Below are 13391 nucleotides of genomic sequence, written 5' to 3'. Positions count from 1 at the left end.
TATATAAGCCTTACTCTATACAAGCTGTACTCTATATAGCTTTAGTTAAGCACAACTGGCAATTAACCAATCAGCAACTGCTCTCACTCGTGCAGAGCGTCTGACATCGGGATGCATCACAAGATAGAGAGGGTAGTCTTGAGTGAGTGGAATGCTGGCATTTGAGATTGAATCCTGATTGTCTGAAACGAGTGTTGAAGAATGGATGTTCTCCAATGTTGGTTGTGTTCGAGCGGTCAGCGCTACTCGATTAATAGGGTCAACTGTCGTCAGCTCTGGGTATTGGTGAGCTAAAAATTCTGGCAGTAACGCGATGCCTATTTTTTTACGAGCAGCATGACAGGCCATATATAAATCATTAGTGTTAAATGCAACCGTATAGGCATGCTGTTTCATTAGCGCCTGTGACCAAATCAGCACTCTAGCATTAGCTTGAAACTCTATTAATTGCCATTGATCAGAATGGGTGTTTTTGAGGTATTCATTATTAGCAAAGAAACCGTATCTTGTGGACCCAATTATACGAGCAACCAGATCTTCCTGTGTAGGACAACGCGTTCTTATGGCGATGTCTGCTTCTCTGTGATGTAAATTGCTCAAGCCAACTTCACCACTCAACGCGACTAATATATTTGGGAACTGCTGGCGAAACTCAGTCAGCGCCGGTATCAGTATTTCATTCGCCCAGACAGGTGGTGCCGATATAACAACTTTTCCCTGCATTGCGTTCTGATCAATCGCCATTCTCTCAAATACAGCTATCTCTTTTTCGACCTCAATGGCTTGGCTGTAGAGCATCGACCCTTCTGGCGTCAGTGCATAGCGTTTGCCTAGTCGATCAAACAGATTTACCGCTAATGTTTGCTCAAGATGATCAATTCGCCTCGCCACGGTACTGTGTTGTACGCCCATTTCCTCAGCACAGGCAGTCAGAGTTTGTTTTTCCACCAAGCAAACAAAGTAAGCCAAATCATCCCACTGCATCTCATTATCACCTTTTAGTCTAAGCACTAATGTCAGTATGAATAATAAGTTTAGCAAATTTCACCGTGCATTTTTGCACAGTGATTGCCTATCTATCATCTGTTTATCTTTACGCTACTATATTAGACTCGTTATCTACTTTATAAAATATTGAGAGACGTATGCAATCACCATCAAACACCCAAACACTCGATCAATTTTTGGGACACATCTTTATGGGTGAATATGAGCAAGCCATGCAGCGATGTGATGAAAACGTTAAATTCGTGGTTTTTCGAGAGGATACAGACAGTCAGGTGCCTATTTATGGGACGCACAGTGGCAAAGATGATGGCATTAATTTTTTTAAAAATCTTGCAAAAATGTTCGAGTTTGGCGAGTTTATAATGGAGGAGTCTATCGTCGCTGATAACTATGTGATCAGATTTGGCAAGCTTGCTCACACAGTCAAACACACGGAGAAAGTATTTAATAGCCTATGGTCAATGATTGTACGTTTTAACGATGCTGGTGAGATTTGTCTGTACCGTATGCACGAGGATACAGCGGCTTTAGAAGCTGCTATGCAAATCTCAAGATAGAAGGTGAATAAAACGTTGAAACTGCTTGAGGTGTTTATGGATCAGATGAAGCGAAAAAGTTATAAGTTCCGTATTGTTAATACTGCAATTATGGCAGTCTCATTATCAGGGATGATGACAGTTTATATTACCTTTATCAACCTTGGTATGGTGGATAGGTTTGTTTATTACTGGTTTAAGGCTTGGATGCTGGCAGCGCCTGTCGCCTTTGTTTGTGTCATGGTAATAGCCAATCCGGTGCAGAAATTGACTAAAAGGCTGCTAGACTCATAATTCATCAGAGCGCTACTACTCAGAACGCTTGAATTTATTGCCACGACTGCTATTGAAACAAGTTTTATCGGTGCGCTAGACGTACTCTATAAACTAACCGCTACTTCATGATAAAAGCGACGTCAAAATCATGAGTTGGCACAAAATTACTTTCTTTGATTTCAAACGTCGTTGGTCCAACCTTCTTAACGTTGCCCTTACCTTTCCAGCAGAATGAGACCAGTTCGTTAGGGTCGCGCTCTACGGTCAGCTTAAAGTTGGCAATCGGTTTGGCCCAATTTGCTCCCGTAGTCAGGATATAGCTTAAGGCATGATAGGGACGACCACCATTCTTGTTAAACCCTTTCTGAGTTGAAGCATCTACGCAAAAATTTGGAAACTCTTCCTCACCTAGATGCACCGAGCCACCCACTAACGGTTTATACGTGTGTTTGACCTTGGTAATAGTATTGGCTTTAAAGGTTTGCTCCCAACTATAAATAATTTGTGAATCCCAAGGTATATAGAGACTTTCTCTATCATCGATAAAGTTATTGAGTGTCTTACTATTACAATCCAAAAGCCGTTGATTGATATCATCGGTATCAAATTTATAGGTCCAAGGTGACATCATTTGAGCATCACTAATACCACACGCCTTAAAAAGGTTGGTGGTATCAATAGCTTTTTCCGCATAGTTTTTCTCACCATTTTTGATGATGATCGGGTACATAAAAGTACGAACATGCTGATTAGGAATAATAGGCTTACCACTGGCCCAAACTTTAAAGTTATCATAAGTGGCACTTATATCAGCGTAATCTGAGTCTATAGAGCTAGGCACAGCCGGCATAGGAAAAAGAACCGTCTCAGTAATGTCTTTATTACTGAGATTTTTGAACTCATAATTGACGCGAATTTCATCTTTTGAGATGTATAAATCCTCACTATGCATGCTGATGTTTTTATTTTTCAGATACTCAACACCGCCTGTGCCGACGTAGCCCGTAGTGTCGTTCGCTTGAGCAGCAGCCATCGCTAGTAGCATAGTGCAAGCTAATGTACCACTAAACATCAGATGGCGCTTATCCATATATTTCTTCCAAACGTAAACAAGCAACCAATCGACCGTCCCATTCTCGCAGTTGTGGCTCTACTTCGCTACATTGTGGTTTGGCATATGGGCAACGTTTGTGCAGGGCGCAGCCACTTGGTGGATTGAGTGGGCTTGGTAGCTCACCTTGTAGCGTCAGATCGTTTTTATGACCATTTACCGTTGGTGCAGCAGCCAATAGGGCGATGGTATACGGGTGTTTTGGCGCGTTATAAATCGCTTCTTTGGGGCCGTGCTCAACAGCTTGACCTAAATACATCACCATCACATCATCAGCGACGTGGCGTACGACTGACAAGTTATGCGAGATAAAGACATAAGCGGTACGATACTCATCCTGCAAATCCATAAATAGATTTAAGACTTGAGCTTGGATCGATACATCGAGCGCAGAAGTTGGTTCATCAGCGACTACAATTTTAGGATTGAGCATCATCGCGCGGGCGAGGGCAATACGTTGGCGCTGACCACCTGAAAACATATGTGGATAGCGGCCTGCATGTTCGGGACGTAGACCAACATTTCTCATCATCTCGTTGATTTTGTCACGCTTTTCTTCTTTAGAGAGTTTGGTATGGATATCCAATGGTTCAGTCAACTGATAGCCGATAGTATGGCGTGGGTTGAGGCTACCATAAGGGTTTTGAAACACCATTTGAATTTCGGTACGTAAATCTTTGAGCGCCTTTCTACTATAGCCAGTTGTTGCTTCATTATTGATAAACAGCTCGCCATGAGTAGGCGCTTCGATCAGCGTTAGCTGGCGGGCAAGAGTGGATTTACCGCAGCCCGATTCACCAACGACGGCCAATGTCTTGCCAGCTTCAAGCTCGAATGAGATACCATTGAGGGCTTTGACATACGCTTTGGCTTTGCCCAGACCTTGTGATACTGGGTAGTGCTTGTGTAGGTTGTCTGCTTTTAAGACCACTTTGTTACTCATACTTGTGACTCCAAGGTAGCAGCGTGAGAGGGGCGAGAGGTAATATTAGAATCAATACAACGTACCTTACCAGTTGGTGTATCTAAAATAGGCGGTGGTACTTCACAAGCGGATTCTTTATACGGGCAACGAGGAGACAGTAAGCAGCCGCTTGGGCGATCGTATTGACTTGGCACGACACCAGGCAAGCTGTTTAGACGGTCTTGACCGATAGCCAGCTCAGGGATGGCTTGTAGCAATGCCTCGGTATAAGGGTGAGCAGGATTTTGGAAAATCTCCGGTACAGTACTGGTTTCAACCACTTGTCCGGCATACATGACCGCGACATCACGTGAGTTCTGTGCGACCAGTCCCAAGTCATGAGTGATCAATACCATCGCCATTTGCTTTTCGCGTTGCAATCGGCTCAGCAAGTCCATGATTTGCGCTTGTACCGTGACATCGAGTGCGGTAGTTGGCTCATCTGCGATAAGTAGTTTTGGCTCACAAGCAATTGCCATCGCAATCATAACCCGTTGACTCATACCACCTGATAGCTGATGCGGATATACCTTGAGACGATTCTTGGCATCGGGCATCTCAACCAACTCTAGCAGTTCTAATATGCGCGTCTGTACTGCTGCGCCTCGCAAACCAAGATGTTTGCGTAGTACTTCGCCCAATTGCATCTCAACGGTGAAGCTTGGGTTTAGGCAAGACATTGCATTTTGAAAAATCATAGAGATGTCTTTACCAATGATGCCGCGCTTCTCTTTGGCTGGCATGCTAAGCATATCTTTGTTATCAAACACCACTCGCTGAGCACGTACCGTCGCAGAGGGCGGCAACAGTCCCATCAGTGCCATCATAGTGACGGATTTGCCGGAGCCAGATTCACCCACGACGGCGATGACTTCACCTTGTGCAATTTTCAATGACACATCATCGACTGCACGGAAAGCACGTATCCCTTTACCGAACGTAACCGATAGATTCTCGATATCTAATAGTAATGGTGATTCTTTTTTTGATGTGCCATTCATAGAGGTATGGTTGATAGGCGTTTTAATTAATGGATCAGTCATCTTAGGTCACCTGCTTTAATTTGGGATCTAGCGCATCGCGTAAGCCATCACCAGTCAGGTTGATCGACAGAGCAGCCAAGAAAATAGCGACACCCGGCCAAATAGCGAGCCAAACATTACTCTGAATATACTGACGTGCCGTACCTAACATCGCACCCCATTCTGCATCGGGTGGCTGTACGCCAAAGCCTAAGAAACCAATCGCGCCTGCTTCTAGAATGGCAGAAGAGAAAATCATTGTCGCCTGTACGATGAGTGGTGCCATACAGTTAGGCAAAATGGTGATAAACAATAAGCGCAGCACGCCAGCACCCATTACTTGTGAGGCGATAAAGTACTCACGTTGTAGCTCTACCATAGCCGTAGCACGAGTCAGACGAATGAAAGGCGGTGTACAGACCAGTGCGATGGTAATGATCGTATTGGTCATAGATGGCCCTAAGATAGCGGCAATGATAATTGCCAATAGTAAGCTTGGATAGGACATCAAGATGTCATTGACCAACATGACCGCTTTGCCCCAGACCTTCGGCCAAAACGCAGCACTTAGCCCAAGTGAAATACCAACCAACATCGCAAGCGTCGTGGCACTCAGACCGATAAACAGTGAATAACGTGCGCCATACATCACTCGAGACAACGTATCTCGACCAGCATCATCAGTGCCTAACCAAAACATGCTATTACCGCCATCTAGAAAGGCAGGTGGCAATTGCTCTTGACCGGTGAACAGTTCGTAAGGATCGTGAGGGGCAATGGCGGGCGCGAGTATGGCAATAAGGACCATCAAAGCCAGTACAATAAAACCAAGTACCGCGCCTTTATTGCGACAAAACGTCGATAAAAATAGCTGCCAAGACGAGGGCGGCGTGAGTGCCGCAAGCTTAAGATCAGAGGGAACAGCAGAAGGCTTCATGAGCATTTCCTATAGTGGCTAGCGCATTGGATTCGTTTGGGCTTCCTTCCTAACAGTCATTAGAAACCTGCCAAAAACCTTCAAAACCATGCAATCGCTATTTTTCACTACTTATAATATGAGTATTTATCAATGTTAGATTAAGAAGTATGTCGAATACGTGGGTTGATAAGACCATACAAAATATCAATAAATAAACTAACCAAAATCAGGGCGGTAGCGACCAATAAAATACCGTTCTGTACAATAGGATAATCACGAGTGAAAAATCCATCGAGTAGCCAATTCCCAACGCCTGGCCAACTAAAGATGGTCTCGGTGATAATCGCACCAGCGAGTAATGTCGCCATCTGTAGGCCAACGACAGTGACCACCGTAATCAAGGCATTGCGCATCACATGCACCATGATTACGCGGCTTGGTGATAGACCTTTGGCGCGCGCGGTACGTACGTAGTCCTCATCTAATACCTCTAGCATCGCCGAGCGCGTCATCCGTGCAATCATTGCAAGCGGAATAGTCGATAACGCAATAGAGGGCAAGATAAAGTGTTTGACCACGTTCCAGAATGCGCCAGGTTCTCCCGATGTGAGAGAGCCGAGCAACCATGAGCCGTATAAGGGCTGCACATCTAAGAACTGTGCAACAGAGATCACCCCAGCGACAGGTAGCAAGCCTAAGTAGTGAGCAAATATTCCTGTGAGGATGGGGCCCAATAAATAGATAGGCATAGAGTACCCTGCCAGCGCACCTGACATGAGGGTGTAATCAATCCAAGTACCACGTCGCAGCGCAGCAAAGATGCCCAAGCTCACGCCAATGACACTAGCAATGACAATGGCGCATAGAGCTAGCTCTAAGGTTGGGACGAAATGGGCAAAGAAATCTTGTAATACGGGGGTGCGAGTACGAAAAGACTCGCCAAAATCACCCGTCAATATACCGGTCAGATAATCCCAATATTGGGCGAGAAGAGGTTTGTCTAATCCCAGCCGCTCTAGGGCGCGAGCATGTAGCTCTGGATTGACCATACGTTCGCCCATCATAATCTCAACCGCATCTCCAGGGACGAGACGAATCAGAGTGAAGGTCGATAGCGTTAAGCCAAGATAGACAGGAATGAGAATAGCGATTCGACGCAGAATATAAAGTAGCATGGGCTGCTCAATAGTTGTGATTCAATGATAAGAGGGCTTTCGATGATATGAGGGTTCGCGACAACGCGTTTAATGCAGATGAATACGGCTGGTGCAGGAAACCTGATCCAGCCGAATATAAATTAAACCATTATGTATGTCGTATCGAACGTAATCAGTCAGGGTTATTCGACCTTGACGCCATCGAAACGTATTGAGCCAAGTGGACTGATTTTATAATCGACCACGTTTGGTGCGGTGAATACCGTTACCACCGAATGCGCCATCGTTGTCCAAGGCAGTTGCTCTTTGAATATCTGCTGCGCTTGTACATATTCATTCACACGCTCATCTTGATCATTGATCTGACGGGCATTGGTGACTAAATTATCGAAGTCTTTGTTACACCAGCGCGAGTAGTTATTACCGCCGACAGCGTCACAAGACAATAATGAGCCAAGCCAGTTGTCCGGATCACCATTATCACCTGTCCAACCCGCTAGGATGACATCAGGCTCACCTTTAGCTGCGCGTTTTAGGTACTCACCCCATTCATAAGTCACAAGCTTGGTATTGATGCCAATCTTGGCCCAATCTGCTTGTAGCATTTCAGCCATCAGTTTGGCGTTAGGGTTATATGGTCGTTGAACTGGCATATACCACAGGTTGATAGAAAGGTTGTCCGCACCCGCTTCTTTGATAAGGGCTTTTGCTTTCTCAACGTCATAAGGTGCATCTTTGAGAGATTCGTCATAACCCCACTGCGTTGGCGGCATTGGATTGGTCGCTTTTAACCCTTCGCTCTGATAGACCGCATTGATAATGGCGTCTTTATTGATGGCCATGTCTAATGCTTGACGCACTTTAAGGTCACCTAGCTTAGGCTTCTCAACGTTATAGCCGACATAGCCAACGTTGAAACCTGGTTGATCAAGCACCGTTGCCTTACCAGAACTTTTGACTGCTTCAATCTCAGCAGGCTTTGGATAGGCGGATACATGACATTCGCCTGCTTGCACTTTTTGGGCGCGTACGGCTGAGTCTTTAGTGATGACAAACACTAAGTTGTCGATATGGATATCGTCTTTGTTCCAATAGTCTGGATTTTTGGTATAACGAATTTGCGCGTCTTTTTGATAAGAAGTAAAGACGAAAGGTCCGGTACCCACTGGCTTAGTATTAATATCAGCTGCATTGCCATCAGCCATCAATTTGTTGGCGTATTCAGCAGAGTTGATATAAGCGAAAGGCATCGCTAGGTTCTGTAAAAATGGGGCATTGGTCTCGCTGAGCGTGACTTTTACCGTATAGTCATCCACTTTTTCGATGTTAGAGATAATATCAGGTAACCCCATACCAACCGAATACGGGAATTCAGCAGGATAGGCTTTATTAAATTCAAACTCTGGGTTGGTGATACGCTCTAGGGTAAAGAGAATGTCGTCTGCGTTAAAATCTCGAGTCGCAGTAAAGTAATCAGTTGTACCGAATTTGACTCCTTTACGCAGATTAAAGGTATAGGTTTTACCATCTTCGCTCACATCCCAGCTCTCAGCCAATCCTGGTTGAATTTCGGTACCCGCTCTTTTGAATTCTACCAAGCCATTATAGATAGGGAAGGCGCTTGCATCAAAATCAGTACCCGAAGTGTATTGTGCTGGATCGAAACCTGCAGGGCTACCTTCTGAACAATAAAGCAAGGTTTTAGCCGCTTTAGCATCTGAGCTAGCAGCAGAATCGTCGGTGGTTTTATTGTCACCGCCACAGGCACTAATACCTAAGATGAGTGTCGTCAGCATGGTAAGTTTAAAGAGGGATTTTTGCATTATTACATCCTATGTAGTGATAGGTAGCTACTCATATATCTACATGTTCGTACTCGATCATGAATATAATGAGCAAGCATTTAATAACCTTGAAAATATCTATGTATGTGATCTTTTATATGACTTTCCATACATACAAAAATAAACATATTAAAGGTTGTTATAACTTTAATTTATATCTATAGAAACTATTAATATAAACAACTCGTTCGAATATACTCTCTTAATCTGCAATAATGCAAGATATAATTGAACTAATTTCGATAAAAAATACATCAATGTGCCGATCACAGCACGAATTTAATGGAATATGCAGAATTTTACTATTTTTATCTATTTATTTAAGGTAAGGAGTTAGATGATTACGAAATTACTTGAGTATGGTTTTATAACTAATTACAGACGAAAAGAAATAATCTGGTTACGTGTACTTGACGCAACCAGTTATAAAATGCTTTTATGATGGTTATTTATGTGACAGTGTTTTCGACATGGTTATGAGTTGCCTTGATAATATCTGCCAGTTTTTCAGCAATCATAATTGTTGGAGCATTGGTATTGGCGCTAATCAACGTTGGCATGATTGATGCGTCAATGACTCGTAGTCCGCTCACGCCGCGTACCTTTAACTCTAAATCCACTACAGAGCGTTCATCTGAGCCCATACGGCAAGTACCGACAGGATGATAGATGGTATCGGATTTATTGCGAATATAGCCGAGCATACCGTCTTTTTCGATATAGGGGGCGGGGTAGTCTTCCGTAATGTATTCGGCGAGAGGAGACTCTTTCATGATGGCTCTGGTACGCTCAGCGCCCGCCACCATGCACTCTACATCTTTTGGATGGGATAGATAGTTTGGATCAATCAGGACTGCATCAGAGGGGTTGGCAGAATCTAGTCGTACGGTGCCGCGACTCTCAGGACGCAGATAGCAGCTATGGCAAGAAATGGCAAAGCCACGTCTGAGATCGCGACCATGTTCGATTACACGAGATATGACGAAGTGTAGCTGCGTGTTTGGCCACTCTTTTGGGGCATCACCGACACTGAAGAACGCACCTGCTTCGGCATAGTTGGTAGACAGCAATCCCGTGCCATCCTTTCTCCATTGTCGAATGCTTTTGGTCAAACGGGAAATCGTTGCCATACCAATGCCAATGACATCAGTGGTATTTACTTCGTAATCAAAGACCACGTCTAGGTGATCTTGTAGGTTGCCACCGACATCAGGTGAATCTACCACGACCTCGATACCGTGAGATTGCAAATGCTCGGCTGGGCCAATACCTGATAGCATCAACACTTTAGGCGAGCCGAAAGCGCCACCTGATAGGATGACTTCACGATGTGCCATGACAGTATGTTTGACACCATCCTTTTCATAAACCACACCAGTCGCTTGTTTATCTTCAATGATGACGTGGTTGGCTTGCGCATGAGTGATAACGGTTAGGTTTGGCCGGCTTTGGACAGGATGTAGATAGGCTGCAGCGGCAGAGCAACGTTGACCTTGTTTTTCCCCATGAAAGTGAGTGACCTGATACAACCCTGTACCGTCTTGTTTTTCGCTATTAAAGTCTGTGTTATGGTCGAGACCGTTGGCAATCGCGGCTTCTACGAAGGCTTTTGAGATATCGCGTGGACTGAGCAAATCGCTAACGTGCAGCGGTCCACTATCGCCATGTAGCTCACTACTGCCATGAACGTTGTTTTCAGCTTTGATAAAGTAGGGCAGAACATCGTCAAATCCCCAACCATCACAGCCTTCCTCTACCCAGCGCTCATAGTCTAGCGCACTGCCACGTGTATAAATCATGGCGTTGATAGCAGATGAGCCGCCCAAGCATTGCCCACGTGGTTGAAAGCCGCGTCGGTCATTTAAGTGTTTTTGCGGGGTAGTGTGAAAGCACCAGTTGTTTAGCTTAAGTGGTTTGCCGGGCACCATCAGAATCAGTCCAGCAGGTACACGAATCGCAAGATCTTTGCCTTCGCCGCCAAACTCTAATAAGCAGACACTGATTTCTGGATTTTCGGTGAGGCGGCTGGCAAGTACACAGCCGGCAGAGCCGCCGCCCACGATGACGTAATCAAACGTTTTATCAAATTCCATTTTATCTTCCTTATAGCATCCATGCTAATCAAAACGAGCTTTTCAAAGTAAGCTACTCTTTACAATATCTATTATTTTGCCAGAATAATAAAATAAAAATGACTAGAGCGTGTAGATAGAGAAAATAGACTATCAATAGGAGCCTATTGATAGGTTTTTTGAGGATATTTAGCAGTATTTATCACCATTTTGAAATAAGGACACGCTCTAATAGTCATTTATATTGAGCAAATTTCTGAACGTACAATAAAACGTTTGCCTTCAGGAATTTCTAGCGAAAAGCTGGCGCCACGCCCGTCAACCACATCAATGGTCAAATCCGTATTTTGCCATAATTTGTGCTGCGCTTTGCCCATATAAAATGGACAACCAGCAATCTCACCGACCAATACATCTTGGCCGCCTACCTTAAACTCACCTAGCGGATAACACATGGGGGAGCTACCATCACAGCAGCCACCAGACTGATGAAACATCAGCTCACCGTGCTTGGATTTAAGTAGTTCGATTAGGTCTATGCAGGACTCTGTCGCTTTGACTTTCATGATGATTTCCTTATCATAAGAATGTGATTGTAGAAAACGTCTCATTAGCTATGAGCGTCTTATTAAGTATAAGTGTCATACTGGATGAGAATATAAAAAGCCGTATCGTTTTCACTCACATCATTTATAGCATGTGAATGAAGACGATACGACTGATGGTTTGTGATTAAATGTGTGAAGCATTAAGACAATGTCAGAATCTCACAAGCAATATAGTCAATCCTCTATAAAAGAGTTACAGCGTTAACCTCACTTGAGGTATCACATATACATCTGCGCTCGGTTGCCTTGACTCTCTTTTAAACTGAATCAGCTATAACTACATACTGTAGTCAATTACAATGCGACCTTCGATTTTGCCGTTACGCATACGTTCAAATATATCGTTAATGTTTTCCAACGGCTCAGCGCTAACAGTGGCTTTTACTTTACCTGCTGCTGCCATGTCCAACGACTCTTGTAAGTCGAGACGCGTACCGACGATAGAGCCGCGAATGGTAATACCGTTGAGCACCGTATCAAAAATAGAGACAGGGAAGTCACCAGTTGGTAAGCCGTTAAAGACCACCGTGCCACCACGTCTGACCATGCTCAACGCTTGATCGAACGCGATAGCAGATACGGCTGTTACTAACACGCCATGAGCACCGCCAATTTCTTCTTTTAAGTAAGTACCAGGATCTGTATTTTTAGCATTGACGGTAATGGTCGCGCCTAGTTTTTTGGCGAATGCGAGCTTTTCATCGTCGATATCGACTGCCGCAACGTTCAGTCCCATGGCAATGGCATACTGTACTGCCATATGACCGAGACCACCGATACCAGAAATAACAACCCAATCACCAGGCTTGGTGTCGGTCATTTTAAGGCCTTTGTACACGGTGACGCCTGCGCATAAAACGGGTGCAATTTCAATCGAGTCAACACTTTCAGGGATGATACCGACGTAGTTGGCATTGGCCAGTACATATTCCGAAAAGCTACCATTAACTGAATAGCCTGCGTTTTGTTGACGCTCGCACAAGGTTTCCCAGCCGCCTAAACAATGGGTACAGTGACCACAAGCAGAGTAGAGCCAAGGTACACCGACGCGGTCGCCTTCTTTCACATGGGTAACACCTTCGCCGACCGCGGTGATCAGGCCTACACCTTCATGTCCAGGGATAAATGGTGGACTTGGTTTTACGGGCCAATCGCCTTCGATAGCATGCAAGTCAGTATGACAGACACCAGATGCTTGCATCTTGACAACAATCTCACCAGCGCCCGGCGTTGGAATATCAACTTCTTCGATCTGTAATGGTTGGTTAAACTCATGTAATACGGCGGCTTTCATTTTATTACTCATATAATTCTTCCTTGTTAGAGTTTTTGCATAAAAATGCTATATAAACATCACAAACACACTTTGCAACCTTGATTGCAAAGTGCTTCGAACTTTGGCTTAAAAGAACCCCATTTTTTTAGGATCGTAAGACACCAGCATATTTTTGGTTTGCTGATAATGATCCAGCATCATCAAATGGTTCTCACGGCCGATACCAGATTGTTTATAACCACCGAATGCAGAATGCGACGGATAAATGTGATAGCAGTTCGTCCATACGCGGCCCGCTTGAATACCACGTCCAAAGCGATACGCCTTATGTACACTACGCGTCCAAATACCAGCACCCAGACCATACAACGTATCATTGGCAATTCTCATCGCGTCTTCGTCATCTTTAAAAGTCGTTACCGCAAGTACAGGTCCAAAGATTTCCTCTTGGAACACACGCATATCGTTTGTGCCTTCAAAGATAGTCGGCTGCACGTAGTAGCCATCACCCAGATCACCGTCGTGTGTGGCTCGTTCACCACCGACCAGTACTTTAGCGCCTTCTTGTTTACCGATATCTAGATAAGATAGGATTTTC

13 protein-coding genes are annotated in these 13391 nt (G+C 44.6%); 2 read left to right on the top strand and 11 right to left on the bottom strand.

The window, feature by feature from the left end; translation table 11 throughout:
• Positions 1-45: 45 nt before the first annotated feature.
• Positions 46-984: a LysR family transcriptional regulator gene (locus I6E83_RS14205; protein ID WP_197102855.1), complete on the bottom strand. Its 939-nt coding sequence runs from the start codon at positions 982-984 to the stop codon at positions 46-48.
• 161 nt (positions 985-1145) lie between these two features.
• Here I6E83_RS14205 and I6E83_RS14200 point away from each other — a divergent pair, with 161 nt between their 5' ends.
• Entirely contained in the window at positions 1146-1565 is a 420-nt protein-coding gene (locus tag I6E83_RS14200; RefSeq protein WP_197102854.1) for a nuclear transport factor 2 family protein, read from the top strand.
• 3 nt (positions 1566-1568) lie between these two features.
• Positions 1569-1838 (top strand): DUF2798 domain-containing protein, encoded by a 270-nt coding sequence (locus I6E83_RS14195; protein ID WP_197102853.1) that lies wholly within the window; start codon positions 1569-1571, stop codon positions 1836-1838.
• A 100-nt stretch (positions 1839-1938) separates the two neighbouring features.
• Here the strand turns inward: I6E83_RS14195 and I6E83_RS14190 are convergent, their stop codons facing one another.
• The 10 genes from I6E83_RS14190 to I6E83_RS14145 all read right to left on the bottom strand — a co-directional run.
• On the bottom strand, positions 1939-2910 hold the full coding sequence (locus I6E83_RS14190) for a DUF4424 family protein (RefSeq protein ID WP_197102852.1): 972 nt from the start codon (positions 2908-2910) through the stop codon (positions 1939-1941).
• Positions 2903-3874 carry a peptide ABC transporter ATP-binding protein gene (locus I6E83_RS14185; RefSeq protein WP_197102851.1) on the bottom strand — a complete coding sequence of 324 codons (972 nt, stop codon included), beginning with the start codon at positions 3872-3874 and terminating at the stop codon, positions 2903-2905. The genes I6E83_RS14190 and I6E83_RS14185 overlap by 8 nt, the downstream gene beginning before the upstream one ends.
• Positions 3871-4896: an ABC transporter ATP-binding protein gene (locus I6E83_RS14180; protein WP_197102913.1), complete on the bottom strand. Its 1026-nt coding sequence runs from the start codon at positions 4894-4896 to the stop codon at positions 3871-3873. The genes I6E83_RS14185 and I6E83_RS14180 overlap by 4 nt, the downstream gene beginning before the upstream one ends.
• 43 nt (positions 4897-4939) lie before the next feature.
• Positions 4940-5854, bottom strand: a complete 915-nt coding sequence (locus I6E83_RS14175) for an ABC transporter permease (RefSeq protein WP_197102849.1) — start codon at positions 5852-5854, stop codon at positions 4940-4942.
• A gap of 140 nt (positions 5855-5994) precedes the next feature.
• Complete coding sequence (locus I6E83_RS14170; protein WP_197102848.1) at positions 5995-7011, bottom strand: ABC transporter permease; 1017 nt, start codon at positions 7009-7011, stop codon at positions 5995-5997.
• A 164-nt stretch (positions 7012-7175) separates the two neighbouring features.
• Positions 7176-8816 (bottom strand): ABC transporter substrate-binding protein, encoded by a 1641-nt coding sequence (locus I6E83_RS14165; protein WP_197102846.1) that lies wholly within the window; start codon positions 8814-8816, stop codon positions 7176-7178.
• Between the two features lie 470 nt (positions 8817-9286).
• The gene (locus I6E83_RS14160) at positions 9287-10930 is read right to left on the bottom strand and encodes a GMC family oxidoreductase (protein ID WP_197102844.1); all 1644 of its coding nucleotides are present in this window, start codon (positions 10928-10930) and stop codon (positions 9287-9289) included.
• Between the two features lie 218 nt (positions 10931-11148).
• Positions 11149-11475 (bottom strand): DUF779 domain-containing protein, encoded by a 327-nt coding sequence (locus I6E83_RS14155; protein WP_110923110.1) that lies wholly within the window; start codon positions 11473-11475, stop codon positions 11149-11151.
• A gap of 319 nt (positions 11476-11794) precedes the next feature.
• The gene (gene adhP, locus I6E83_RS14150; RefSeq protein ID WP_173240509.1) at positions 11795-12823 is read right to left on the bottom strand and encodes an alcohol dehydrogenase AdhP; all 1029 of its coding nucleotides are present in this window, start codon (positions 12821-12823) and stop codon (positions 11795-11797) included.
• Positions 12824-12919: 96 nt separating this feature from the next.
• Positions 12920-13391 (bottom strand): aldehyde dehydrogenase family protein (locus I6E83_RS14145; protein ID WP_197102842.1); only part of this gene is annotated, 472 nt, incomplete at its 5' end.

It is taken from the genome of Psychrobacter sp. SZ93C1 (assembly GCF_015864635.1).
Lineage (GTDB): Bacteria > Pseudomonadota > Gammaproteobacteria > Pseudomonadales > Moraxellaceae > Psychrobacter > Psychrobacter fozii.
The sequence above is the reverse complement of the archived record's forward strand: the minus strand, read 5'-3'. Positions and strand labels throughout refer to the sequence as shown.

Bases quoted from the DNA above. Each gene is read 5' to 3' on its own strand.
- I6E83_RS14185 (WP_197102851.1), bottom strand. From the start codon at position 3,874: ATGAGTAACAAAGTGGTCTTAAAAGCAGACAACCTACACAAGCACTAC.
- I6E83_RS14180 (WP_197102913.1), bottom strand. From the start codon at position 4,896: ATGAATGGCACATCAAAAAAAGAATCACCATTACTATTAGATATCGAG.
- adhP (WP_173240509.1), bottom strand. From the start codon at position 12,823: ATGAGTAATAAAATGAAAGCCGCCGTATTACATGAGTTTAACCAACCA.
- I6E83_RS14160 (WP_197102844.1), bottom strand. From the start codon at position 10,930: ATGGAATTTGATAAAACGTTTGATTACGTCATCGTGGGCGGCGGCTCT.
- I6E83_RS14205 (WP_197102855.1), bottom strand. From the start codon at position 984: ATGCAGTGGGATGATTTGGCTTACTTTGTTTGCTTGGTGGAAAAACAA.
- I6E83_RS14155 (WP_110923110.1), bottom strand. From the start codon at position 11,475: ATGAAAGTCAAAGCGACAGAGTCCTGCATAGACCTAATCGAACTACTT.
- I6E83_RS14165 (WP_197102846.1), bottom strand. From the start codon at position 8,816: ATGCAAAAATCCCTCTTTAAACTTACCATGCTGACGACACTCATCTTA.
- I6E83_RS14190 (WP_197102852.1), bottom strand. From the start codon at position 2,910: ATGGATAAGCGCCATCTGATGTTTAGTGGTACATTAGCTTGCACTATG.
- I6E83_RS14175 (WP_197102849.1), bottom strand. From the start codon at position 5,854: ATGAAGCCTTCTGCTGTTCCCTCTGATCTTAAGCTTGCGGCACTCACG.
- I6E83_RS14170 (WP_197102848.1), bottom strand. From the start codon at position 7,011: ATGCTACTTTATATTCTGCGTCGAATCGCTATTCTCATTCCTGTCTAT.
- I6E83_RS14200 (WP_197102854.1), top strand. From the start codon at position 1,146: ATGCAATCACCATCAAACACCCAAACACTCGATCAATTTTTGGGACAC.